General features: G+C 35.7%; 23 protein-coding genes. 16 read left to right on the forward strand and 7 right to left on the reverse strand.

Translation table 11 applies throughout. The annotated features are described in order from the left end of the window. Positions 1 to 150 precede the first annotated feature (150 nt). From KO02_RS07130 to KO02_RS07155, 6 genes are all read left to right on the forward strand, one after another. Positions 151 to 1326 (forward strand): IS4 family transposase, encoded by a 1176-nt coding sequence (locus KO02_RS07130; RefSeq protein ID WP_038694773.1) that lies wholly within the window; start codon positions 151 to 153, stop codon positions 1324 to 1326. A gap of 92 nt (positions 1327 to 1418) precedes the next feature. Then, entirely contained in the window at positions 1419 to 1784 is a 366-nt protein-coding gene (locus KO02_RS07135; protein WP_051959796.1) for a PEGA domain-containing protein, read from the forward strand. A 478-nt stretch (positions 1785 to 2262) separates the two neighbouring features. Further along, positions 2263 to 2577: a zf-TFIIB domain-containing protein gene (locus tag KO02_RS07140; protein WP_038697080.1), complete on the forward strand. Its 315-nt coding sequence runs from the start codon at positions 2263 to 2265 to the stop codon at positions 2575 to 2577. A 393-nt stretch (positions 2578 to 2970) separates the two neighbouring features. Continuing rightward, entirely contained in the window at positions 2971 to 4269 is a 1299-nt protein-coding gene (locus tag KO02_RS07145) for a TolC family protein (protein ID WP_038697082.1), read from the forward strand. Then, the gene (locus KO02_RS07150) at positions 4269 to 5330 is read left to right on the forward strand and encodes an HlyD family secretion protein (protein ID WP_038697084.1); all 1062 of its coding nucleotides are present in this window, start codon (positions 4269 to 4271) and stop codon (positions 5328 to 5330) included. Before KO02_RS07145 ends, KO02_RS07150 begins: the two co-directional genes overlap by 1 nt. Beyond that, positions 5330 to 6907 (forward strand): beta-carotene 15,15'-monooxygenase, encoded by a 1578-nt coding sequence (locus KO02_RS07155; protein WP_144243271.1) that lies wholly within the window; start codon positions 5330 to 5332, stop codon positions 6905 to 6907. Before KO02_RS07150 ends, KO02_RS07155 begins: the two co-directional genes overlap by 1 nt. Before the next feature lie 50 nt (positions 6908 to 6957). Here KO02_RS07155 and KO02_RS07160 read toward each other — a convergent pair whose 3' ends face one another. Continuing rightward, a complete protein-coding gene (locus KO02_RS07160; protein WP_038697088.1) occupies positions 6958 to 7416 on the reverse strand; it encodes a MaoC family dehydratase in 459 nt (152 codons plus the stop codon). Positions 7417 to 7651: 235 nt separating this feature from the next. Here KO02_RS07160 and KO02_RS07165 point away from each other — a divergent pair, with 235 nt between their 5' ends. After that, positions 7652 to 8170 carry a TlpA family protein disulfide reductase gene (locus KO02_RS07165; RefSeq protein ID WP_051959798.1) on the forward strand — a complete coding sequence of 173 codons (519 nt, stop codon included), beginning with the start codon at positions 7652 to 7654 and terminating at the stop codon, positions 8168 to 8170. 49 nt (positions 8171 to 8219) lie between these two features. Here KO02_RS07165 and KO02_RS07170 read toward each other — a convergent pair whose 3' ends face one another. Then, on the reverse strand, positions 8220 to 8969 hold the full coding sequence (locus KO02_RS07170) for an isocitrate lyase/phosphoenolpyruvate mutase family protein (RefSeq protein ID WP_038697090.1): 750 nt from the start codon (positions 8967 to 8969) through the stop codon (positions 8220 to 8222). Between the two features lie 87 nt (positions 8970 to 9056). Beyond that, positions 9057 to 9974 carry a DUF4377 domain-containing protein gene (locus tag KO02_RS07175; RefSeq protein ID WP_038697092.1) on the reverse strand — a complete coding sequence of 306 codons (918 nt, stop codon included), beginning with the start codon at positions 9972 to 9974 and terminating at the stop codon, positions 9057 to 9059. 58 nt (positions 9975 to 10032) lie between these two features. Here KO02_RS07175 and KO02_RS07180 point away from each other — a divergent pair, with 58 nt between their 5' ends. From KO02_RS07180 to KO02_RS07195, 4 genes are all read left to right on the forward strand, one after another. Continuing rightward, positions 10033 to 10914: a hypothetical protein gene (locus tag KO02_RS07180; RefSeq protein WP_081918320.1), complete on the forward strand. Its 882-nt coding sequence runs from the start codon at positions 10033 to 10035 to the stop codon at positions 10912 to 10914. Between the two features lies 1 nt (position 10915). Beyond that, the gene (locus tag KO02_RS07185) at positions 10916 to 11749 is read left to right on the forward strand and encodes an alpha/beta hydrolase (protein ID WP_038697094.1); all 834 of its coding nucleotides are present in this window, start codon (positions 10916 to 10918) and stop codon (positions 11747 to 11749) included. Positions 11750 to 11899: 150 nt separating this feature from the next. After that, positions 11900 to 14236 (forward strand): TonB-dependent receptor domain-containing protein, encoded by a 2337-nt coding sequence (locus tag KO02_RS07190; RefSeq protein ID WP_038697096.1) that lies wholly within the window; start codon positions 11900 to 11902, stop codon positions 14234 to 14236. An 8-nt stretch (positions 14237 to 14244) separates the two neighbouring features. After that, positions 14245 to 15045, forward strand: a complete 801-nt coding sequence (locus tag KO02_RS07195; RefSeq protein WP_038702274.1) for a DUF4249 domain-containing protein — start codon at positions 14245 to 14247, stop codon at positions 15043 to 15045. Here the strand turns inward: KO02_RS07195 and KO02_RS07200 are convergent. Further along, the gene (locus tag KO02_RS07200; RefSeq protein WP_038697098.1) at positions 15040 to 15648 is read right to left on the reverse strand and encodes a polysaccharide deacetylase family protein; all 609 of its coding nucleotides are present in this window, start codon (positions 15646 to 15648) and stop codon (positions 15040 to 15042) included. The two genes, KO02_RS07195 and KO02_RS07200, sit on opposite strands and share 6 nt — an antisense overlap. Positions 15649 to 15692: 44 nt before the next feature. Here KO02_RS07200 and KO02_RS07205 point away from each other — a divergent pair, with 44 nt between their 5' ends. From KO02_RS07205 to KO02_RS07225, 5 genes are all read left to right on the forward strand, one after another. Continuing rightward, positions 15693 to 17063, forward strand: coding sequence for a TolC family protein (locus KO02_RS07205; RefSeq protein WP_038697100.1), 1371 nt, complete (start codon positions 15693 to 15695; stop codon positions 17061 to 17063). Positions 17064 to 17083: 20 nt separating this feature from the next. After that, complete coding sequence (locus tag KO02_RS07210) at positions 17084 to 18385, forward strand: efflux RND transporter periplasmic adaptor subunit (protein ID WP_038697102.1); 1302 nt, start codon at positions 17084 to 17086, stop codon at positions 18383 to 18385. A gap of 88 nt (positions 18386 to 18473) precedes the next feature. Further along, on the forward strand, positions 18474 to 19412 hold the full coding sequence (locus KO02_RS07215; protein ID WP_038697104.1) for a ComEA family DNA-binding protein: 939 nt from the start codon (positions 18474 to 18476) through the stop codon (positions 19410 to 19412). A 3-nt stretch (positions 19413 to 19415) separates the two neighbouring features. Beyond that, a complete protein-coding gene (locus KO02_RS07220; RefSeq protein ID WP_038702276.1) occupies positions 19416 to 19946 on the forward strand; it encodes an adenine phosphoribosyltransferase in 531 nt (176 codons plus the stop codon). A 22-nt stretch (positions 19947 to 19968) separates the two neighbouring features. Beyond that, positions 19969 to 20733 carry a TerC family protein gene (locus KO02_RS07225; protein WP_038697106.1) on the forward strand — a complete coding sequence of 255 codons (765 nt, stop codon included), beginning with the start codon at positions 19969 to 19971 and terminating at the stop codon, positions 20731 to 20733. 69 nt (positions 20734 to 20802) lie between these two features. Here the strand turns inward: KO02_RS07225 and KO02_RS07230 are convergent, their stop codons facing one another. The 3 genes from KO02_RS07230 to KO02_RS07240 all read right to left on the reverse strand — a co-directional run bounded on the left by KO02_RS07230 (position 20803) and on the right by KO02_RS07240 (position 26304). Next, positions 20803 to 22215, reverse strand: a complete 1413-nt coding sequence (locus tag KO02_RS07230) for an alkaline phosphatase (protein WP_144243272.1) — start codon at positions 22213 to 22215, stop codon at positions 20803 to 20805. A gap of 124 nt (positions 22216 to 22339) precedes the next feature. Then, the gene (locus KO02_RS07235) at positions 22340 to 25141 is read right to left on the reverse strand and encodes a hypothetical protein (protein ID WP_038697108.1); all 2802 of its coding nucleotides are present in this window, start codon (positions 25139 to 25141) and stop codon (positions 22340 to 22342) included. A gap of 5 nt (positions 25142 to 25146) precedes the next feature. After that, positions 25147 to 26304, reverse strand: coding sequence for a hypothetical protein (locus KO02_RS07240; protein ID WP_038697110.1), 1158 nt, complete (start codon positions 26302 to 26304; stop codon positions 25147 to 25149). Between the last annotated feature and the right edge of the window lie 274 nt (positions 26305 to 26578).

Here is a 26578-nt window from a genome sequence, read left to right on the forward strand (position 1 = left end):
TAATTTTAATAATATTTCTTTTCATTTTATATCTTTGGACTTTATTTTAATAGATATATTATCAGTAGCGTCCTAAACGTTGAAAAAAGTGGCGGTGTTTTGCTATAGCAAAGTTGCTATATTTAAATCGTCAAATTTTAACACACCGCCATGGTAAATTTAAACGTTTTTAGTCAGATTTTATCACTTATCGACCGCGAATTATTCAAGGTTTTGGTTGCTAAGCACAAGAGTGACAAACATTGTAAAGGGATCAACAGCTGGACGCATCTTGCTAGCATGTTGTTTTGCCATTTTTCTTCTGCAGATTCAGTTCGTGATATCAGTAATGGCTTACGTAGTACGACTGGTAATTTGAACCATTTAGGTGTTGGTAGAGCACCCAGCAAGTCCAATATTTCCTATATCAACAAGCACCGCACCCATGAACTCTTTAAAGATCTGTACTTTTCGCTATTAGATAAGCTATGGCAAAAGGATACCCATTTGCGCAAAGATCTAACGCAATTAAAGCGCAAGGTTTATCTGATGGATGCCAGTATCATCCCTTTATGTTTATCTGTATTTGACTGGGCTAAATTTAGAAGCACCAAAGGTGCTGTAAAACTGCACACTGTGCTGGATTATGATGGATGTCTTCCTGTTTTCATGCAGATTACAGACGGGAAAGTTCATGAAAGCCAGCGTGCGGGTAGCTATAGTTTTTCCAAAGGAAGCGTTGTAGTGGTGGATAGAGGTTATGTGGATTACAACTGGCTCGGGGATTTGGACAGCAGAGGTTGTTATTTTGTTACCAGGAGTAAAACTAACATGAAGTACAACGTTATCAAGTCATACCAGAGTGAAGCACTCCTTGAAAAGGGAATCATTAAAGATGAGATCATTGAGCTTTCTGGTCCATCAGCAGATAGATACAACTCTAAACCATTACGCTTGATTCACTTTTGGGACAGCAGCACAGACAACCAGTACCACTTTCTGACAAATAATATCCAATGGAAGGCATCACTAGTAGCTAACATTTATAAACAGCGATGGCAGATCGAGATTTTCTTCAAGCATCTGAAGCAACGCTTAAAAATATCATCTTTTGTGGGTACTTCTGAAAATGCGGTCATGATCCAAATATGGACTTCGTTGATTGGAATATTACTGCTCAAATACCTTCAGAAGAAGGCTAAATACGATTGGAATCTGTCTAACTTGGTCGGGTTTATCAGGATGAATATATTCGTGAAAATAAATATATGGCAATGGATAGATGATCCTTTTATCAGGCCACCAGTTAAGGGTAAAAATGGACAGCTACAGATATTCTCAGACTAAAAAATAGGGTCAAAATTGAAATTATCTAAAAATAGATACTGTTTCAAGGGAAACACGCGCCTAAAATTTATTTAGGACGGAAGTGATATATTATGAAAAGAATTCTACTATTATCGTTATCAGTTATTACATTAACTTCATGTTCGACAATTTTTACAGGTACAAAACAGACCGTAACCATTAAAACTTACCCAGAAGGCGCTAAAGTTGAGGTTGATGGTCTTGATCGAGGAATAACACCTGTGGCAGTAAGATTAAAAAAAGGTTTCAGTGGTCAGACAGTTACCTTAAAGAAGGAAGGCTATGAATTTAAGATGTTCCAACCTGAAACTACTTTTAATCCTGTTTCTGTTTTAAACTTTATAGGATTAATTGGATGGGGTGTCGACGCGGCTACTGGAGCGATGATGAAATATGATCCTAAAGTGTATGAAATAACTCTAGATCCTAAAAAATAAGGATTTTCCATAATCTCATGACCAACATATACACTCTGTCGTATGTTTTTTTATAATCCTATACGACAGGGGTTTTTATTTTAACTTTCTTTGTGACCTAAAAACTATAGTTGTTTTTTTTTTGTGTAACTAATTTACTGTGAATGAGTAAAGAAATCTGCTCCTTCTTCATAAATGAATAGCTCTCTTTTTATTTTTTTTATCAAAATATTTTAAAGACCAATAATCTGGATTGTTAATGGCTCTGGTATTATCTGTTTTTTTGTTTTCAAATTCCTTTCTAGATGTTGATGTTTTTTGAAAGCTTTTACATTATATTATCAGGAAATGGTACTGATTTTATGAAAAAAAATAATTCCCTTACATTCTGATGATAATTCTTGTTAAATAATGTGAAATATATATGACCGCTGCTAGATCACAGTACGAAATTCAGTAAATTGCTGTTTAATTGATTGAAAATTAGAAATAGGAAGATATGAAATGCCCAAATTGTAACGAAACTTTATTGATGACCGAGCGTCATCAAGTAGAAATTGATTATTGCCCTATTTGTAGGGGCGTATGGTTGGATAAAGGAGAACTTGATAAGCTGATGTCTTATGCAGCTGATCAAAATAAAGGATCTTCAAATACTTTTGAAGATCGTTCCGTACGTCCTGAACATATAAACAGAGAGAGAGCCGAAGATCGGGATCAATATCGTGGTGATCATCGCAATGAACATAACAGACATCAACAATATCCTAAAAAGAAGAAATCATTCCTTTCTGATTTCTTTGATTTTGATTAGATTTTAAATTGTTTTTGTGATTCCTACGAAAGCAAATGTCAGCACAATTATATCGATCTCTTTAAGACCGGTGTAGAACAAATAAGTAAAAGGTCTGCAGAAAGCATTAAAGGTTTTCTGCAGACTTTTTGCATTATATAGGTTCTCCTTTAATACAGATATTTAAATTCCGTACAGCTAGTTTTGATTGTTTCTATTATAGAATTAAATTTTCCCTAATGAATACTCTAGAAGTTCACGCGTGTCTTTATTGAATCATATTGGTGTCTATTTATTTGATTTTGTCTATTATGCGTAATATATTGGCAATTGTGAAGAAATTATTTATCGAAATAGTCTCTAAATTTGCAACGCAAAATTTTTATAGAAACGAAAGTGAAACTTATTACCAGAATGGTAAAGCGGATTTTAACAATTGGGTTGTTATTATTTGCTATTTCAGATGCAAAGGCATCTGATACTTTAAGAACTTCTTTGGATGATATCATCAGTAAAGCAATACTGAATGCCAAGCAAATAGAGCAATCTCATTTGCAAATTGAAGAACGGAATTTAGCTGTGAAACAGCAGCGAATGGAATTACTCCCAGAAATTTCATTACGAGGGTCTGCAAGTTACGCAACCAACATGCCTATCTATGATCAAGGCATTTTTAATAGACCTAGCCAGCATGATGTTATCCATTATTTATACGATACAGGAGTTGACTTTTATTTAAATCTTTATAATGGGCATAAAGATTTAATGAAAATCGAATCCCGAAAATTGGAGCAGGTGCTCGCTTCGATCGAATGGTCCAATGATAAAGCGCGTATCAAATTAGATGTTTGTAACCTGTTCTTAGAGTTGGAAAGATCTTATATGGATCAAGCACTTATTGAATCTGATATTCTGGATCAAAAGTCGCAACTAAAGGAAATTAAGAACCTGTATAATTCTGGTGTGGTACTGCATAGTGATGTGTTGCGTATGGAACTGGAACTTTCCAAGCGTGAGATGCTGTCCGTTCAGATTGTTCACGATATTCAAACTTTGAACCAGAAATTGAAATTTATTATTGCCGATGACGTCGATATTATTCCAATTCCTCATGATTTTACGGGGACGGTCGAAAGTTATGATGATGCTTGGACATTTGCTAAACATCACGCTTTTAGCCTCCAAAAGTCGGAACAGGAAGTCAGGCTAAAACAACTTGCAATCAAACAATATCAAGCTAATTACCTACCTGAATTGTCTCTGGTCGGGAATTTTACATTTGCTAACCCCCAGATATTTCTGTATCCCTACAACGATAGTTGGTATAATCTAGGTATTGTTGGTGTTAAATTGAAGATCCCGATTTCATCAGTTTATCGCAATAAGCATGTTGTGCGGGAGGCAAAGATTTCTTTAGAGCGAGAGGAAGTGAAACATCATTTGGAAGAGGAACAGATGCAAAATCAGCTCCTACAAGCACATTTGGATTATAAACTAGCCTGTGTACAGCGGGATGTCTGTTTGAAAAATGTAGGTCTTGCTAAAGAAAATGCGCGTATTATCAAAAATAGGTACTTTAAGTCATCTGCTTTGGTAACTGATTTACTGGATGCGGATATGGAGCATCTCAAAACCCTATTTGAGCTAGAATCTGCAAAAATAGCGATACAAAAACACTATTATTTTATTGAATTTTTAAAAGGTACTATTTAATGAAACCTAAATCTCGTTGGTCATTGACCGATGCTAAGTTGACAACAGTTACGAATTGGATTGCTGTATTTGTTTTGTGTGTGCTATTATTTTGGGGAGGACGTACCTTATGGATTAGAATCAATTACGCCTATACCAATGATGCTCAGGTAACGCAATATATTAACCCCATTATTTCCAGAGTGGGGGGCTATGTGGTTTCGGTACATTATCAAGATCATCAAATTGTGAAACGTGGCGATACTTTATTGATTATTGATAATCGTGAATATAAATATGAGGCAGATCAAGCGAACGCTTCGGTCTACAAGGAACATGCAGAAATGAATGTACTGAGTAGTCAAAAACAAATTTTGATCGAAGAACACGAATCGTTGAAAAAATCAATTGCTGCCAACGAAGCCCGCGTCGTAAAACAGCAGTTAGAGTTTAATCGCTATCAGTTTCTATATGAAGAAAAATCTGCTACGGCACAACAACTGGAAGAGGTAAAAGCTACTTTGGATGTCTATAAAAGTGAAGTAGCGGCTTTGCAACATAAATTGGAAGCTTCAAAAGAGCGCGTGCACGATGTCGATGTACAGAAGACAGTGGTTAGCGCGGAGAAAAATAGATTATCAGCAGCTGCTGGACGAAAACATCTAGATGTCGGATATACAGTCGTTCGTGCTCCATATGACGGGATGATTGGTAAACGAAGTATTGAAGAAGGACAAATGGTCAATGCAGGTGAAGTATTAGGTTTTATAGTGAATGCTGAAACACCAACCTGGGTAACTGCAAATTTTAAAGAAACGCAGTTACGCTATTTGCATCTTCATGATCAAGTAGAAGTGATTGCTGATGCCTATCCAGATCAGGTATTTAAGGGTAAAATTATTTCAATATCTCCAGCAACTGGATCGTCTTTCTCTTTGCTGCCACCGGATAATGCTACTGGGAATTTTGTGAAAATCGTGCAGCGGATTCCGGTTCGAATAGAATTGGATAAAAAACAAGAAGAACAAGTGTTGCGTTCGGGGATGAATGTTAATGTATCCGTTGCAAAAAATAGAAAATAGTGAAAGGAATATTTAGAGAATGGGTTCCGGAATGGCTTATTAAGTTAATTTTATTCAGTTGCTTAATGCCGAGTATGGTTTTATTCTTCTTACCAGGGGCGAATATACAGGTTACTGCAGGTTACTACGGTTCTCAACCCAGTGATATACAATTTTTGATTATTCTGTTTTATGCTGGATTCGTTGGGTTTTACATCTTAGAAAGACGTTTTTTTCTCTTTTTCCCTGTTAAGCAGTATTATGTCATATTCAATCTGTTGCAGGTTTTGAATTGTTATTTGATGTACAGCATCACCGATATTACTTGGGTCTATGGGCTACGATTTATACAAGGTATGCTGTTTGCAAGTGCAGTCAATCTATCCATATCGATGATATTTTCACGCTTAAATAGCGAGCGTGCTAAGGAAGTCAGTTATTCCATCTTTTTTGGAATGTTACTCTGCAGTTCACCTTTTAACAGTTTTGTAACTGCCGAATTTATCGATTCATTTAATTTTGATGAACTATACCTCTATGCCGCTTTGGCTTTTGTACCAGGTCTATTGCTGGTATTGATTTCAATGAAATCTACGCGTCATGTCAAACCCTATCCTTTATTTTCATTGGATTGGCCAAGCTGTGTTTTTTTTAGTGGCCTCATCATTGCCTTTGGTTACATGATGGTTTATGGTCAAGAGGTGTATTGGTTCTGGGATTCACATATGCAGGTTGCACTATTTCTAGGCATTGCATTATTGTTTTGTTTTGTCACTCGCCAATTGGCTTTAAAACGTGTCTATGTCGATATTTCTATTTTCATGAATCGTCGATTTCTTTTGGGCTTACTGATTCTTTATATGATGTACATCGAACGATTTTCCCTTTCAGTTTCCAATCAATATTTTCTACAGGTACTCAAAGTAGATCCAATCCACCTGTCTTATATGCAGTGGTTTAATATTTTGGGAATTATTATAGGTGTTTTATTTGCCATGTACTGGATCGTTGCGCATAAATCAGTCAAATGGATTTGGATACTAGGTTATTGCTTTTTACTTACATTTCATCAGATTATGTTTTTTTCATTTGAAAGTGAAGGAAATGATTATTACTTCTGGATTCCGTTGTGTATACATGGGATAGGGGTAGGATTAATCATGGTGCCGACTATATTATTTACGATAGCAAGCGTAAAGCCACATCTTGCGGTTTCGGCGGCAGCTATCTGCTTGGCGGTGCGGTATTTTGGGTATACCAGTAGTATTGGCTTGCAAAATTTCTTTAAATTATTTGAAAGTAATCAGCATCAACAGGTATTTCAGGATCAGTTGCAACGGAGCAATGTTATTTTGCAGACTTATTTTGACAAAGAAGCTGCCAAACTACTGGAAAATGGCCTTCAATTTCATGAGCAGGCTACTGCTATAAAACTAGTAGCGGAGCGAGTCAAGAATCAATCTTTCGTTCGTTTTGCTATGGATTATTACGAATTGATGTCCATCATCAGTATCTGCATATTAATTCTGATTTTTTTATCACCCTCACTTAAAAGCATGTATAAAAAACTTAAACAGAATATGGTGTCACCAGCATAATAAAAGGCATCCATACACCACATGCTCAGGTATGGATGCCTTAACAATAACTAGATAAAATGATAAAGGAATATCACATCACCTACATAAGCAGGTTTAGCATTATCCTTGATCAATAGCGTTGCCTCTATGATGACCTTAATTACACCTCTTAAATTGGTGACAGTTTTTACTTTAGCCTGTAATTGAACTTCACTATCAACTAATACTGCCTGTCCAAATTTGAGGTTTTCAATACCATAATTGATTTCCATTTTCACATTTCTCACTTCGGAAATCTGTTTCCACAAGTAAGGGATCATTGAAAGCGTTAAATATCCATGGGCAATAGTTGATTTGAAAGGTCCTTCCGATTCCGCTTTTTCCTTATCAACGTGTATCCATTGATGATCTAGTGTGGCATCAGCAAAACTATTGATCTGTTTTTGATCTATTTTATGCCATTCGGATAGTCCCAAGAGCTTTCCCTCATAAGACTTATAATCTTCGTAATTGTTTATTATAACCATATTTTTTGATATGTTAGTTGTAAGTTGATTATTCTTGATATTCAAAACAATTTTGTTAAATGAATATAGCGAATATATATTAAAATAAGCTCATCCTTTTAAGGAAAGCCATAACTACATAATTTATATATAGATACTGTTTTTGAATGTATAAAGAATGTGAATAGATTTTTTTATATTGAAAACAAAAAGGCGAGAAAAACTTATTTTTGATAGTTGATTAATTTATGATGTTATGCTTGGTTTTGGACATATAGGTAGGAAAATTTTGGTATATGGTTTATGTTGTACCTCACTTGTATTTTCATCGCATGTTATACAGCAAACAACAGCAACAAACGTTGTATATGAGGTGACATTCCAGAACAATACGGGCAGTGAAATCAACTTAAGCGATTTAAAAGGAAAAGTCGTACTGATCAATTATTGGGCAAAATGGTGTGTCCCCTGTCTAGCTGAGATGCCTGCACTCAATCAATTGTATGTAGATATGAAAGCTAATGAAAATATCGTTTTCATGGCAGTTGATATGGATCGGGACCTAGGTAAGTCGGCTCGATTTATGAAAAAAAGAAAATATAGTCTTCCTCTTTATCAGCTCAACTCAGAGCTGCCCGCAGACTTAACCACGCGATCCATACCCACAACGATTATATTGGATAAAAAAGGCTTGTTGGTGAATAAACATGTTGGTACCATGAATTTTAAATCCACCAAATTTAAAGAAGCCCTGCAGCAGCTCAGTGAGGAATAGCATTGCAACGGAAAAAGCCATTTCATAATCAATAAAATGGCTTTTATGCTTATTTCGGAAGTTTTGGGTGAATTAAAAAATCATGAAATAATTTCGTGTTTTCAGCCACTAAATACTCGTAAATTTTTGCACCATGGCTAAGCCTTTTTACTCCAATTTCCGATAATACAGCAGCTTTAGGAAGCTTGTCCGTTAAAAATAAATTGAGAGGCAAGCGGGTTGAGTTTACTATTTTTTCAATATCAACTTTAGTTTCTGCCAAGGGTACAAAGAATCCATCGGCACCTGCTTGGTCATAGATCTGCGCTCTTTTTAGGGTTTCCTCCAGCGCATTTTCATGCTTAGTCGTGTAAGTATCTGTTCTCGCATTGATAAATATATTTTTTGTCAATGCTTTAATGGCTGCTATTTTATCTGAAAGAAGCGTTGCTTTGCCAAGTGTACGTGTAGACTTAACAACTTTTCCATCTTCTAAGTTGATGCCAGCCACTCCTAATTCAACGAGTTGCTTGACATACTTGGCGACTTGATCAGGATCATCGGAGTAACCAGATTCAAAATCGACAGAAACGGGTATTTTAACAGATTTCACGATTCTTTCAACTATAAATAGTAATTCATCCACAGGCATCTGTTCCCCGTCGGCATAGCCAAGTGAATTGGCTATAGCATGACTGGAGCTTCCGAGGGCTTTAAAACCAGTAGATTCCGCTATTTTAGCGCTTTGTGCATCCCAAACATTTCCTAATAAAAGTAAATCATTTTGATGGTGTAGTTTTGAAAATTTTGTATAAGACATATGGTATTCTCCGTTCTTTAAGATATAAAACAGGTCAAAGGGTACAATTGTTTTAGAACAGGAAAATAGTCGGAAATATACAGGTACTTATTTCTCTGTAAGTCCAAAAATTGCAACATGTTCATTTTTGATATACAGGTTGAATGTCTGTTCTGCAATATCGTAGTGTAATTCTTTATTTTCAAGAATCTTATATAAGTCTGCTTCAATATTTTCACCCATACATGCACGCATCGTAGTTCCTAAGTTTGGGAAGGCAATGGTGTTGCTGTTGATCATAAAAGGACCAAAAAAATTATTACAGCTGGAGTTTCCAGATATTTGTCCTTTATCCGCATCAAATAATAGAAAGGCATTATACTTGGCAACTTCCTTGCCATTCAAACTAATTAATTTCCACTTGTGTCTCGATAAAAATGCAGCTGCAGTTGGCAAAGATTGTTCATTTTTAGCCGCTGTTTTCGCTACTATTTTTACAAGTTCATATTGGTATGCCGACGCATCTTGAGGTGGATTTTCTACCCGTGTTCGATTGACGATGATGGTATAAGTGTAACCCTCTTCATATTCAAATCCCTCGATATGACTATAGAAATATTCCCAATCATCTTTTGGGCTATATTTTACCTGTAAACATTTCATCTGACCTACACCTTGGCAATCGACACGTTTATCATTGATTTCCATCGTTAGGTTTTCGCCTGCTGATTGCGATTTATGTAATGTCTTTAAGAGTGTATAGCGATAACTGGGTTTGTTGGGTACAGGGTCTGCTAATTTTGTTCTTCTTAGACGTAGTTCATAATTGTAATTTGGATCATACTCAAAGGAGTCGATACGCGCATAAAAGGGTTCCCAATCCTTACTATTATAATATTTTACTTGTAGTGCCTTTTCTTGAGGTATGCCACTTTTTAATTTTATTGTAACATCATTTGTCTGTGCCAATGATGTTAAACTGATTGTTGTGAGAGACAAAAATAATAGGGCTGAAAATTTGATCATATGCTTTATTTGTAAATAGAAAACGTTGTGTCATTAAAAAATATTGTATTTTTAATGCATGAACCTTTTAAACAAAGTTATTGTTTTTTCTTTCTTATTCGTACAGTTTCATAATGGGTACAGCCAAAGTAGTAAACAGACCTTCAAGTCGCAGTTCGCATTGGCTGAAATTATCGATAAACAATTAAGTGAAATATCTGGAATTACTTATGCCACACAATCTTCTTACTTTTGGGTTCATAATGACAGCGGTGATGGGGCTCGGATTTATTTAATTGACAAAGAATGCAAATTACTTTGTGACTATGAACTGGAAGCTATTGATGTAAAGGATTGTGAAGATATGGCTCGCGTAATAATCAGCGGGAAACCCTATTTAATTTTGGCGGATATTGGAGACAATCGGGCTATTCGTACTCATATTACGTTGTATATATTCCCGGAGCCTATATATAAATCCGGGGATAACGCCATGCTGATAGCAAAGAAAGAAATTCGAACCGTAACCCTGCGGTATAGCGATGGACCGCGGGACGCCGAGGCATTATTTATAGACCCGAAAGATCGACAACTTTATGTAATTTCGAAAAGAGATTTTCAATCGACGGTTTATAAGGCAGTTATATTTAACGATTTGAAAAAGAATAATGCGCTACTCTCACCAATTATAAAATTGCCTTTTACTTTTGTAACCTCTGCCGATATCAGCACTTCAGGTGACGAGATTCTTATTAAAAATTTGACTGAAATTTTCTATTGGAAAAGAAACAGGAATGAATCAGTGGAACATACCTTGTCCAAAAAACCAACCTCAATACCTTATCAAGTCGAGCCACAAGGAGAAGCCATTACTTTTGGAGGAAACGAAGAAGGTTTTTATACAATAAGTGAACGCCCATTTGGTCTTAAATCATATCTTTATTTTTTTGAAAAACGATAACATGAAAAACAACAATCACAACTATTGCTTAGTTACGCTATTCTTATTCTTCTTATGCGCCAATACACACGCTGCAATTGTAGATACCTTAAATATCAATAGTAAAAGCATGTCAAAAGAAGTAAAAGCAGTTGTTATACTTCCGGAAAAGTACGATAAGTCACAACAATATCCAGTGTTATACCTGCTACATGGCTATGGAGGGCGATATGATAATTGGGTTAATAATGTCCCTGAAGTAAAGAAGCTCGTCGATACCTATAATTATATCGTGGTGTGCCCTGATGGTGGTGTCGATAGTTGGTATTGGGATATTCAAGGTGACAATAACTATCAATATGATACTTTTATCAGTGGAGAGTTGCCCGCATATATCGATGCACATTATATGACCAAAAAAGAAAGAACTGGCCGAGCGATCACTGGCTTGAGTATGGGTGGTCATGGTGCCATTACGTTGGCGATTAAACATCAAGATGTATATGGCGCAGCTGGAAGTACCTCTGGTGGCTTAGATATTCGTCCGTTCCCAATGAATTGGAATATCAAAAGTAGGATTGGCACATACGCAACACAACCACAGGAATGGGAAACCAGATCTGCTATCAATATGGTGCATCTACTTACCCCAAATCAATTGGAACTTATTATAGATTGTGGTAAAGAGGATTTTTTTTATAACGTGAATCTAGCCGTTCATGATAAATTAGATTACTATAATATTCCACATACTTTTATTACCCGCGCTGGTGCTCATAATTGGGATTACTGGTCTAAATCCATTGTTTATCAGATGGCATTCTTTCATGATTTTTTCAATAAAAAACACAGTTAAAAAAAATTTAGATAAATAATTGGCTTTTTTGGATAAATAATTTAGCTTTGTATTGAAGATATTTTTATAACCAAATTATAAACTTAATACTATAAAGCCTTGTTAACCACAAGGCTTTTTTTATCTTTGAGAAATTACTAAATTAGAAAAATGCGTCGATTACTTAAGCTTATCCCTATCCTTTTAGCCTGCTTTCTCTTTATTTTAAATCAAACTTTCGCGCAAAGTAAGTTTCAATATTCTGGTTATATCAAGAATGGTGCAAACGGTGAAACGCTGGTAGGAGCAGTTGTACGTGATTTAAACTCAAGTCAAATCGCAAGAACAAATAATTATGGTTTTTTCTCTATCCAATTGCCTGAAGGCAAGCAATCCTTTGCAATCTCTTATGTCGGTTTTGATGAACAGATATTCGATGTAACCATAAGCCGAGATAGCGTTTTGAACGTCGAAATGACGCCAAGTGGAAATAAGTTGGAAGAGGTCGTGGTATCCGGAAGAAGAAAAGTTGGAAATGTCTCAGGAGTGCAGACAGGTTTAGTTAAATTGGAAATTAAAGACATTAAAAATATTCCTGTTGTATTTGGTGAACAAGACGTGTTGAAAACAATCCAATTATTACCAGGAGTGACCAGTGGAGGTGAGGGAAGTAGTTCATTTTATGTACGCGGTGGTGGTGGGGATCAAAACTTGATTTTGTTGGATGAAGCTGCTGTATATAACGCCTCCCATCTTTTTGGTTTTTTCTCTACGTTTAATTCCGATGCCATCAAGGATGTTAATTTTTATAAAGGAGGGATGCCAGCCTATTTTGGAGGAAAAGTATCTTCTGTTATGGATATCAGTATGATCGATGGTAACAATAAGGAATTCGGCGTTGAAGGTGGTGTCGGTCTGATTGCTTCGCGCCTTAAAGTTGAAGGACCTATTGTAAAAGACAAAGGTTCCTTTATGATCAGTGGCCGTAGAACTTATGCCGATCTGTTCTTGAAACTTTCTAAAGATGAAGATGTCAACCAAAGTAAACTGTTCTTTTATGATCTCAATGCAAAAGTAAACTACCGCTTTAATAATAAAAACTCCTTGTTCTTGTCTGGATATTTTGGGAAAGATGCCATGGCCTATAGCAATCTTTTCGATTTCAATTGGGGGAATGCCACTGGGACTGTTCGATGGAATCATGTATGGAACAATAAATTGTTTAGCAACACGACCTTTATTTACAGTGATTTTAATTATAATGTCAATATAGAAGATAACTCAAATTTTAAGATTACCTCTAAAATCGAAAACATCAATCTGAAGCAGGACTTTCAATATTATCCGAATAATGATCATCAGATTCGTTTTGGTCTTCAAACTTCCATGCAGACTATTCGGCCTGCAAGTCTATATGGAGGAGATGGGTCAGCAGTAAATACCATTGAGATTGAACCACGCAAAGGTTTAGAAACAGCAGTATATGTCTCAGATGAATGGACGTTGTCGGATAAATTCAAAGCTTTATATGGCTTAAGGGTAAATCAGTATAGTATGTTGGGGCCAGGCACGATCTATAGTTTTGATGCGGCAGGTAATCCGATTGAAAAAATATTGTATGGTAAAAATAAAGTAATTAAAAATTATCTGACCTTCGAACCACGTCTATCTTTGAACTATATGTTTAATGATATGCAGAGTGTAAAAGCTTCGTTTAATCGTAATTCGCAAAATTTACATCAATTGACCAATACCACATCCAGTCTTCCTACGGACCAGTTTGTATTGAGTTCAAATAATATCAAGCCCCAGTTGGCCAGTCAAGTCTCCTTAGGTTACTTTCAAAATTTTCAGGACGCAAAGTATGAAGCTTCTGTAGAGACCTATTATAAAGATTTACAAAATCAGATAGACTTTAAAAATGGTGCAGACCTACAAGCAAATGAAATGCTAGATGGTGAACTTTTATTTGGTAAAGGCAGGGCTTATGGTGTTGAATGGTTTTTGAAGAAAAATAAGGGAAAATTGACCGGGTGGTTAAGTTATACCTTATCAAAAAGCGAGCGTCAATTCGATCAGATCAATGCCGGAGAATGGTTTAATGCAAGACAAGATAAGACGCATAATGTATCTTTGGTAGCGATGTATAAATTGACAAATAAGTGGACCTTAGGGGGAACATTTGTGTACTATACGGGCGATGCGGTTACTTTTCCATCAGGAAAATATCAAGTGGATGGCAAGACATTATTTTATTATACGGATCGTAATCGTTATCGTATGCCCAACTATCATCGTCTGGATGTGTCAGCAACATATGATCCAGGAGCGAAGTTAAACAAACGCTACTCTTCTTCTTGGTCATTTGGACTGTACAATGCCTATAATCGGAAAAATGCCTACTTAATTGATTTCAAAGAAAATGAAGATAACCCTAATATTACGGAAGCTTATCGGATCGCTTTGTTTGGAATCATTCCTTCTGTCACTTGGAATTTTAAATTTTAATAATGAAAATGAAATTATTTTTAAATTATATCTCCCTATTCATGATTTTATTCCTAGGTTCTTGCGAGGATAAGATCGATCTTGAATTGGGCTCTATTGAAGAGAAGTATGTCATCGTAGCCGACTTACATAATGCCAATCCATCGCAAACGATTCAAATCAATAAAGCTGTTGATTTTTCTAACAATACAACTAAAAACCCTGTACTAGGAGCACATGTATTGGTAGAAAATACGACGAGTGGACGATCCTATAAATTTGTAGATGGAGGTGATGGGAGCTACACTATCGATAAAATGACTTTAAATGAAGGCGACTCTTATGCTCTTCATATTGAAATGTCCGATGGTGAAGCATTTGAAGCAACGTGTAAAATGCCCGTTTTTGTCAATGTCGACTCTATTGGCCTCCTTCGTAAAAAAAGATTTGATGAAGAGTATATATATGCAACATTGAGCTTTGTCGATCCTGTAGGGGAAGAGAATTATTATAAATACAAATTGAAGTTAAATGACGAAGAATTTAAATTCAGTGACGTCTTTAGTGACAAGTTTAATGACGGTTTACTCGTTGAACATGAAATAACAAATGAAGACAATGATTTAAAAGTTGGGGATCGGATTCAGATATTAAGGCAGTGTATCGCAAAAGATGTGTACACGTATTGGTCCAATATTCAGGGTCAAAATCCAGGATCAGCAGCACCTTTTAATCCAATTTCTAATATTTCCAATGGAGCTTTGGGGTATTTTAGCGTCAGTAGTGCACAGTATTACCACCTAGATGTAGCAGAAAAGCGAAAATTATAGTACTTCAAAACGATAGTTTTTAGCGAGAAGGTATACTATGGCTTTTGGAAGTGCGTATGTTACACGTGGGATTGCCTTTATATTATCATGAAAGACAATGATGGAACCATTTTCGGTGTTTTCAATTGTATTCTTGTAACATTTTTCAGGACTCAAAGATAGGTCGAAATCACCGGTAAGGACATCCCACATGATGATTTCGTAATTTGGATACAAAGTTTTCAGTTGTGACTTTTTTGCCCTACCATAAGGAGGACGAAACAGCTTACTTTTGGTTAAATGTTGGCATTTTTCAATATTTTCTAAATATTCTTCATCTGTAGTTATCCAGCCTTTCAGATGATTATAGGTGTGATTACCCACTTGATGCCCTTCTTCCAAAATTCTTTCAAACAAATGTGGATTTTTTTTAATATTTTCACCTACGCAAAAAAAAGTCGCCTTGATGTTGTATTCCTTTAGTGTATCTAAAACAAAAGGAGTGAGTTCTGGAATAGGTCCATCATCAAATGTGAGATAAATTTTGTTTTCTTTCCTAGATTTATTCCAAATTGATTTTGGATAAAACAGTTTAAGAAAGAAAGGTGCTTTAACAAGATACATACATTACATTTTAACAAATGTATTAAAACTATTAAGTTCTTACTATGGACGATAGAAAAAATTATAAAAAAATGGCTCTAATGGCCATCATGTTTTCCATGATGGGCTATGCGAGTTTTGGACAGGGGAAGGTAACCGTAGAAGAGGCAATACGAGTTACTTTGGAGAGAAACCTGCAAGTAAAGCAGGCAACATTGAATAAAGACCTCGCTGCACAAGATGTGTTCCAAGCGAAGTCCAATCTATATCCTGATTTAGGCATCAGTGTCAATCAACGATATAATAATGGATTTGCATTTGACCAAGTAGCAGGAAAGGTACTTACGGGTAATGACTGGACTACTACTTCAAGTGGCTCATTGAGTTCAAACGTAACCATTTTCCAAGGTTTACAAAAAGTCAATCAAATTAAAGCCAATAAATTATTATTGGAATCGGCAGCAACACAAATAGAAAAGATCAAGTACGACCTGATGCTTTCCGTTTTGGTCAATTATTTAGAAGCAATCACCAACAAGGAGATGACGATTGCAAGTGAGCAACAAATCTTATTGTCTAAGGAGCAAGTGAAAAATGATTCTATTCAATTCGAAGTTGGAAATAAGACTTTGGCCGATCTATCCCAATCTAAAAACCAAGTTGCTACAGATCAACTTAATCTTGTTAATGCAAAAAATGCTTATGAGTCTTCTTTGTTAGCCCTTAAGCAATTGATGGAGCTATCTCCTCAGACCGATCTGCAATTGGTGAAACCACAAGTAGAAGCAATCGATCAGGTATTAGAACAATATACTGCTGAAACCGTTTTTGATAAAGCTAAAAGTTTTAATCCCGAACTGAAAAAGGCACAATTGGATAAACAAGCCGCATTAAAACAGATTGCTATTGCAAAAGGAGGTTATTTACCAACTCTTTCTTTGGGTGTTAGTTATGGGTCTAATTATTCTTCAAAGGCATATGACCTAGTTACTCAAACTGTTATTCCTTTTGGAGACCAGGTGAACAAAAATAAATCGTTTGGTGCTGGTCTGTCCTTATCGATCCCTATTTTTGACAATAATAAAAACAAGGTTAATGTATCAAAAGCGAAGATTAACCTACAATTGGCAGAGACCAATGAGCAGCTTTTGGAAACAACTTTAAATAAAACCGTCAATCAAGCTGTTCTGGACTTATCTGCTGCAGCGCAGCGATATCAATCGAGCTTAGCTGCTTTTAGCAGCGCAACAGATGCCTTTCAGGTCATCAAAGAACGCTACGACATTGGAATGGCTAACGGTATTGAACTATTTACTGCTCAAACAAATAGAAATAAAGCTGAATTTGATTTGATTCAAGCAAAATATAATATGATCTTTAAAGATAAAATAATAGATTATTATGTTGGAAATCCGATTAAATTTGATGTCAATTAACTCCTTAACGAAAATTTGAAATGGCTAAAAAGAAAAGTAAATTAACAAAGATCATATTAATAAGTGCTGTAGTTATATTAGTATTGGTTTTAGTTGGCAGCAAATTAGGATGGTTCGGAAAAGGGGATGTCATCAAAGTTGCTGTGGATACCGCAAAAGAGATGGAAATCAATGAGTTGGTTTCTGCAAGTGGTAAGATTCAACCGGAATTTGAAGTTAAATTAAGTTCTGAGGTTTCGGGAGAGGTCGTTGAATTGAATATCAAGGAAGGCGATATCGTTAAAAAAGGACAAGTTTTATGTCGTATTAAACCTGATATCTTACAATCGGGATACGATCGTTCTATTGCAACGTTAAATTCACAAAGAGCTAATCTAGCAGCTGCCCAACAACAATTGAAGCAGCAACAGGCAAATTTTAGTAATGTGGAGGCAACTTTTAAAAGAAATCAAGAATTGTTCAATAAAAGGGTGATATCTGCTGCTGAAATGGATAAAAGTTCTTCAGAGTATTACTCGACTCTAGCAGCTATTGAAGCGCAGAAGCAAACGGTACTTTCTACTAAATATGGAATCGACCAGTCGCAAGCGACAGTAAAAGAAGCGAAGGATAACTTAGACCGAACGACAATATATTCTCCAAGTGATGGTGTCGTATCTCTTTTATCTATCGAATTGGGAGAGCGTGTTGTAGGAACTGCCCAGATGGCTGGAACAGAAATTATGCGTATTGCCAATATGGAAGTTATGGAAGTGAATGTTGATGTGAATGAAAATGACATCAATCGCGTTCGTGTAGGAAATGAAGCAGAAATTGAAGTAGACGCTTACCAAGATCGCAAGTTTAAGGGTATCGTAACCGAAATTGCTTCTTCATCCAAAAATATAGCAACGGTTACTGCAGGTTCTTCTACAGAACAAGTGACAAACTTTAATGTAAAAGTACGTATCCAATTGAGCTCCTATGAGGATCTATTAAAGGAAACTCATGTTTCGCCTTTTAAACCAGGTTTGTCAGCGACGGTGCAGATCTTTACACGTCATCAGAAAGGCATAGCAATCCCAATTCAATCTGTAACCATCAGAAATGGTGTTGGAGCAGATAGCTTAAGCAATGATAGTCTTAAAGAATACGTTTTCGTACTTAATAATGGCTTGGTTAAACAAACTGTTGTAAAGACCGGTATTCAGGATGATAAGAATATTATAATTTTATCAGGTCTTAAAAAAGGAGATGAGATTGTATCTAGACCATTTGATGCGATTTCCAAAACATTGAAGGACGATAGTAAAGTCGAGAAAGTAGATAAAAATAGTCTATAGTACTTAAAACCTTTATTTAAGGTTTGAAACATAACAAAATGGTTGTGTTTAATTAAAAATTCCGTAACTTAATGAAAACTAAATCATTGTGTTACGGAATTTTTTTAAATATTTTAATTTATCCCGAACTGAACAGAACGGTTTTTTTGTCTTGTTCCTGATGATTTTGGTGTTCATCAGTTTTCCATATTTTTATAACTTCTTGCATCCCACTGATTTTGACTCCTTTGAAATTCGAGATTTTACGGAAGATACAAGTGGTGTCAACTCAAGGCATTATCAGCGGACATCTGGTGAATGGGCAAATAGCAAAGGCTCCGCTTCAAATCAATTAAAAACAGCAGCAAAATTGTTTCCTTTCGACCCCAATCGCTTGGATGAGGATGACTGGAAAAGGTTGGGATTGTCAGACAAACAGGTGCGTGTTATTCTGAATTATAGAAATAAGGGTGGTCAGTTTTACAAGAAAGAAGATTTGGCAAAAATCTACTCCATTTCGCCAGATGAATTTAAACGTCTCCAAGATTTTATTGTGATAGAACAGGTTTCTGCTTATAAACAAGAGGAAGAGAAACAAGAATATCAGACTGTACAAAAAGTAGCGCAAAAGGAGTTTAGATTGCCTCCTCCAATTATTGATGTTAATCTTGCAGATACGACAGCGTTTATTAAACTTCGCGGTATAGGCTCGGTTTTTGCAAATCGTATTGTTAGCTATCGAAAATCACTAGGTGGTTTTGTAACGGTACAGCAAATAAAGGAAATATATGGACTTCCATTAGAGACTTACGAAGCTATATTTCCTTATTTAAAAATCAGTTCAGATCCGATGATTTATAAACTTAATATCAATGATTTGGATGTTAAGTCTTTGGCCAAACATCCCTATATTAATTACAAGCAAGGTACAGCGATAGTCAATTATCGAATTCAGCATGGACACTTTCAAAACATGGAAGATTTAAGAAAGGTCCTCCTATTAGATGATGATTTTTTGCGTAAACTTGCACCATATTTAACATTTTAAATGATGCTAGAAGAAAAATTAAAACGTGTTGTTCGTGATGTATATGATTTTCCAAAACCTGGAATTGTTTTTAAAGATATAACACCGTTATTGCAAGATGCAAAACTCTGTTTAGAAATGGTAGATGCATTTGTAGAGCAGATAAAAGATTGTGAATTGGATGCGGTTGCCGGTATCGAAAGTAGAGGTTTTCTATTTGGCATGATGCTAGCGAGTCGCTTGCAGGTGCCTTTTATACCTATACGCAAGCAAGGGAAATTACCTTTTCATACGATTTCAGAATCTTATGCCCTCGAATATGGGCAAGCTACTATTGAAATGCATGAAGATGCTTTCCCTAAAGGGAGTAAAATATTGATTCATGATGATTTATTAGCGACAGGTGGTACCGTAGTCGCTGCAAGTAAATTAATTGAAAAATTGGGTGGTGAAGTTGCAGGATACTGCTTTGTCATCAGTTTAGATTTTCTAAATAGCCAAGGACGGTTAACTCGCTTTAGTCCGAATATTTTTTCATTAGCACATTATAATTAATTTAAAAACCCAATAAATTTTTATGGAATGGATCTCGGACCCACAAATTTGGATTTCACTACTGACATTGACAGTTTTAGAAGTTGTACTCGGAATAGATAACATTGTGTTTATCTCCATACTGAGTGGTAAATTACCTGCTGAACAGCAAAAAAAGGCGCGTCAGTTAGGTTTACTTTTGGCTTTAGTAACTCGTGTTTTATTACTATTTTCAATCAAATGGATCATGTCTTTGACAGAGCCATTTATTAATTTTGCAACTACTTTTGGAATTGATAATCCAGATTGGTCCCGTTACTTAGAATTATCGGGTAGAGATTTGATTCTATTTATTGGGGGTTTATTTTTGATATATAAAAGTACAACAGAAATTCATCATAAAATGGATGGACATACGGAAGAACAAAAGACCATCAAAAAGGGAGTTACTTTTATTGGGACACTCTTTCAAATCTTGATTTTAGATATTGTATTCTCATTAGATTCAGTCATAACAGCTGTTGGTATGGTCGATCAAATTGGTGTTATGGTTGCAGCAGTTATTATTGCAGTACTGATTATGTTATTGTCCGCAGAACAGATCAGCAAATTTGTTAATGACTATCCATCGGTCAAAATGTTGGCACTATCATTCCTATTGTTGATTGGAGTGTCGTTGACAGCCGAAGCTTTTGATCAGACTATCCCAAAAGGATACATCTATTTTGCGATGGCTTTTTCAGTTTTAGTCGAATTTCTTAATATTAAAAGTGAGAAAAAACAACTGCAAAAGGATAATCAAAAATAGAGAAATAGACATAAAAAAAGCTATCCTTTTTAAAAAGGATAGCTTTTTTATTGAATTATTTATCGGCAATTATAAACTTAAAGCTGCTGCTTGCGCAATCTTTTTAGGAATATCTGTGTTTTCCATTTTATGCGTAAATAATTCCGAACCTGCTCCAATCGCATAAATTGGAACATATCCTGCCGAATGGTTGCCCGAAGCCCATGATATATTAGCCACTTCATTTAACGTTTTTACAGCTAATGCAACAAGTTTCTCATCACTAGCATAAAGACTTTTTTCTGTGGCATTCACATGTTTTATAAAGCTATTCTCGTAAGCTTGAAAAATCGCTTTTTCTTGAGCCTCATTGATCTTTACTTTTGACCATAGACCAAGATTTTCCGATAGTATATGTTTGATTTCTTCCCAAGTTGCTTTTGGTTGTTCCACTCTCACTTTCGAAATTATTTTTGAAAGCTCAGCTTGAGAAACTTTTTGGTTCGCTAAAATTTTAAAATTGAGATTACTGCTTCCAGTACCCAAGGTCATACCACCTGTTTCGTGATCAGCAGTAATGATGATCAATGTTTCTTCAGGATGTTTTAAATAGAAATCATAAGCGACTTGCACAGAGCTGTTGAAGTCTACCACCTCGTGTAGCGTAGTTGCAGCATCATTACTATGGCTAGACCAATCGATCTTACCACCTTCTACCATCAAGAAAAATCCATTGTCATTATTTTTCGTAAGCGATTCAATAGCAACTTCTGTTATTTGTTTCAAATTCAAGTCTCCATCTTTTTGATCAATCGCAAATTTTAGGGATTCAGGATCTGTGTTTTTATTGTTCATGAATATAATCTTATCCGCTTTGCCTTTTACGCTATCATAGTCCGATTTTCCAAAAGCAAGTGTATATCCCGATTTCTCAAATAAGGAGAAAATAGGAGTGACAGCTTCCTTCGCAGCATTGGTGTCATGCTTTAAAAATCCTGAACCAGCAAAAAAGTCGAAGTTTGATTTAGGAATGTCTGTCGCTATTTCATAATATTTATTTCTGCTGGTTTGGTGTGCGTAGAAAGAAGCTGGAGTAGCATGGTCAATACTCACACTCGTGGTGATTCCAACTTTCATTCCTTTTTCTTTCGCTGCATATGCAATACTTTTCAAAGCTATTGTTTGTGTTGAGTCCATCCCAATGACACCGTTTTTTGTTTTGGAACCTACTGCTAGTGCAGTTCCTCCTGCAGCAGAATCTGTAATGCCGTTAGAAAGGGAGTAAGTTGATGCAAAAGTGGCTACAGGGAATTGTGAAAAAACCAAAGGTTTCAATCCGATTCTATTTTCTAGATCTGCAAGATAAACTTCGGTGGAATTGACTTGATTCAGCCCCATACCATCACCGATCATATAAAATATATACTTGGGTTTATTTTGGGCGAATAAAATGGATAGCGACGCTAAGTAGAAAATAGTTGTTGCAACTGTACGCTTGATCATGAGTAATGTTGTGTTAGTATAGGTATTTAAATTATGTTATGTATTAAAAGGGCTAATATAATAAACCCATATTTGTTTAATGTTAAGTTTTTGAAAATAGGAGCTAGACGACACCGTCAAGATACTAGAATCCAAACTTACGTGGAAAATAACTTAAAGAAAGCATAAAATATTGTGTCAAATTGTTGCGATAACCCTGTGTAAATTCCGTAGGTCCATTAAACAGATACAATCCTTTATTTTCCTGTAGTAAATCATAGGCTGCCAATTTTACCTCTAAATTATTACCCTTCATCATTCGATAGCTTGTATTGGCATTCCAGATCAGTGCATGGTCTTTGTAGGTTCCAGATGTGGATAGACGGCTTGTAGCATTGCTGTTTATCTGCCAACGTTTAGTCAAGGAATAACTCATGCTGAGACCTGAGCTCCAATAATTGGAAACATAATCATTGTTACTATTCCCTAATTTATTATATCTGCTATAACGGTTCCAACCATTTGTCCAACCAATCTGATATCGATCCACAAGAGTATAATAGCTCTCTAATTCTATATTTTGTGCATTATGGAGCATCTCTTGTTTTTCTTGGTCCATGTATTGAAACTTATTACCCCAGTTGAGATTACCGCGAAATTGCATATTCAAGGTTTGATTTTTACCTATTAAATAGGATTTATCCAAATTCCCTGAAAAATAATAGAGCTTCATCAGATCCGTTATCTGCGTGACATAGTTCTGCTGCTGTCCTGGTACATAAACAATGCTGTCGGTTAATCCGTTTTTATATAGTGTAAGGCCTAAACTTACACTACCGGAATATCCATGTTGACGCTGCTCATTATAATTATTGCTCAGCGTAATGCGACTGCGGCTAGTTTTATTGAGATGTTCTGCTCCAAAATAACGGAACGCGACATGGCTATTATCATAGATTGGACGCAATCGGTCTAAATTGGGATACTCTTCATCATATTCAAAATTTAGTGCACTAGACATATAATATTTTCCATTTTTAGTATAGTAATTATTAATTCCAATTTTTGGTATGAATGTCCCAAAATGCTGCTCAAGATTACGGTAATCCAACGACGAACTATTTTTTTCGTTATGGAAGCGGCTGCCAAGGCTCATATTAAGATTTGTTGAATTACTATATCTGCCATCCATGTTGGTGTATCCTATGTTTTTAGAGTAATGGATAGCAGGCATATATTGTACGCGATTAAAAGTGCTGATGTGACTGAGGTCAGTATTTTGTTCGAATTGGTTCCCAATAAGGTTCTTAACATCATTGTCGGTATTGGTATGGTAATAGCTTATTTTTTGCGTTATTCGCCAATCATTGTAGTTTGCCGTGAGCTGTATATCGTGCGTTTGCTGATCTAACTTATTGTCGTAAAAACGGTGATCATTGCGATTGAGACTGTCATTATCGTAATTGATATAGGTGCTCTTACGTTCATTTCTATTGTTTTGTTGGCTGATGTCGCTATTGATTAGTACTCCGTAGGTTATCAGTTGCCAGAAGGATTTATCCCCTTTGGAAGTCATCCGCATGTTGGGACTTGAATTGACACCATAGACATCCAGCTTAGAGCTGAAATTAAGTCGTCTGATTTGATTGTTAGAATTGTTATTAGCTGTGTTTTCAGCATGATTGCCCTCATAATTGTATTGTGTTATATCATCGGATTCGTCTTGATTTTTTTGATGGTAAGCATTTATATTGGCAGTAAAGCTGTTCTGTCGTTCTTTTATTTTTCCTCCTGTATTGGTGTACCGAAGGTCCATCTGTTGGTTTTGACGGTGGTTCTCATTCTGATTATTATTGGTACGTGTATTATTATTATGTTCCTCGGAGAGGAGTGTGGTCGTCGAGTGGCTTTCGGTGCGGATGTGGTCCCAACGTGATAGTACGTTTCCGATAATATTGTGCTTCCGGTTTACTTCATTGGTTCCGATGATATCATATTGATATCTTGACCCCAAAACATGTTGGTTATTGATACCAGTACTTAGAAAGTCCGAATCAAAATCAGCATTGATACCGACACCTTTAAAGCTGGTGTTTCTTAATAGCTGATCCATATTCTGCAGGTTCTTGTTGCTATTATTTCCAGAGTAGCCCAAAGTAAATTGTGATTTATTTTTTGCAAGATTGAAATTAGCATGTTGTTGATAACGTTTGGTAGTACCTAATCCTACGGAAGCATTTCCAAAATACATATTTTCCTTACCTTTTTTCAATGCTACGTTCATTTCATATTTTACATCATGCGGATTCTCTTTTTTTTCTTTCTCATTACGCTTATCGTAGACTTGTAATTTTTTAACCGCATCTTTTGAAAGGTTCTGCAATACAATGGCTTTATCACTTCCAAAAAACTCTTTTCCATTCACCAATACATTGGGTATCTCACGTCCGTTGTAGGTTAGACTACCATCTCCCCAAACCACTACACCAGGCAGCTTTCGAAGTAAATCTTCGACTACCGCATTGCTGTCCAATTGGAATGCATCGGCATTAAACTCCAAGGTATCTCCATTCATACGTACCGGCGGAATGACTTCGACCTCTTCGAGCTGATTTTCTACAAACGCCATGTGGATTTTGCCAAAGTCCTTCTCCTCATTTTTGCTAAGCATAAACTCCTGTAAGAATTTTTGAAATCCTTGATACCGCAGTTCTAACAGATAGGGTTTATTCGCTGTAAGGTCATTTACGACAAATTTACCATAAGCATCAGTTAAGGTTACTTTTTCGACAGACTCTTTCCCTTTCTCGTAGATCGAAACAGAAGCAGAACGTAATATATTTTTGTATAACGTATCGATTGCTATGCCTTGAATTTTCGTTTGTGCATTTAGCGTGCCTATACAACATAGCGTGATTAGGATATAGCGGATAAAGGTATATGACATAAGGGTTATCGCAATTTGAAACGTACAAAAATAGGATTATTGACTTTTTCTAACATTTTGAGGCGATCACTTACAGGATGACGTTCATCAATGGATTTCCCGATGGCCTGTCGAATATCTTCTGGAAATAAGATCGAGTATAAATATTCACCATCTGTACCTAAGGTATTATAGTTCAAAAAAGCGAGATAGTCATTGTCCTTATCCGGTATAATATTTTGAAGCCCTATGATTTCTTTGGTCGTAGGATCGAGTGCTAATGTTAAATTTCCGCTCTGCTGGAATTGAATGATCAAATAATTTTGGTAAGGAAAGACATCCCCAATACCGGTAATGATACTTTGATGGGCATTCATATACTGCATAGCAGGCATATAATCTTTTATTTTAGTCAATTCATCTAGATTTGGTGTGTTTTTTAAAGGAAAAATAAACTGATAGATCTTTGAGACTCCCATTGAATCCAGTTCAAATAGTTGCGTACTATAGGTAAAACTCGCATAGGCTTTATTGTTCTTTTGAAGTGACCCTAATGAACCGGATGAATAGAATGCCAGGAATGTACTATCCATTTTTTGATAGATGACGATGGTACTATCACCTCGTCTTAGAGACTTGGTATCCATGTCTTTTTTACCAATAAAATCAGGAACTGAATAATGCCAAGAAGAATTTCCGATGGTTGTGGTATATTGAAAGCTATCATCGTGGTTGATCGATATGGTATCGATCAGGTTACCATCTCGATCCAGATTTATTTTCATCTTATTGTAAGAAAGTCTAAACCCTTTTTCTGTTGCTATAATGTGATGGAATAAGTGAGAATCTTCCTTTGTTTTTTTTATACCAGCTACTTCATCGACAATCTTAATGAGATCTCCTTTTAAGTTATAGAGGTATAGATAGCCTTTTCCTGATAATATGGCTATCCGATCGTTAGTAAGGGCACTGCTATAGGCTCTATCCAATAATTGGTTTTTATTACCTTTTAAAGGAATATACTCCAAATCGCTGATTCGTTCGGAAATAGTCCCTCCTAATGTGGTTTCGGGTACGATACGTATTTTTTCTAAAGGAATATCTTTAGCATAAATAAGGCGTTGAGCAGCAAGATGACTTGACTGAAATAGTAACGCGGCTAAGCATAAGAGTATAATTCGCATTTTAAGATATATGATCTAAGTTTATTTTCTTGGTTAAATTATCCTTTAATTGCGGTTAACAATTTTTTAGGATAAAGTGAAATTGGGTAATTATTATCTATGAATGTAAATATATTTTATCGTAAATAAAATATCTAGAGCAAAACAATCGATTGCGTATTTATCATTTACTACCCACTGAAGTCAATTATTATTTAGCGTTATTTTTTTTAGGAGTAGCTTGGGTCTTAAAACAATTCTTGCAAGATAATTGTTACAACAAGGTAGCATTGCA

Source organism: Sphingobacterium sp. ML3W (assembly GCF_000747525.1).
GTDB lineage: Bacteria > Bacteroidota > Bacteroidia > Sphingobacteriales > Sphingobacteriaceae > Sphingobacterium.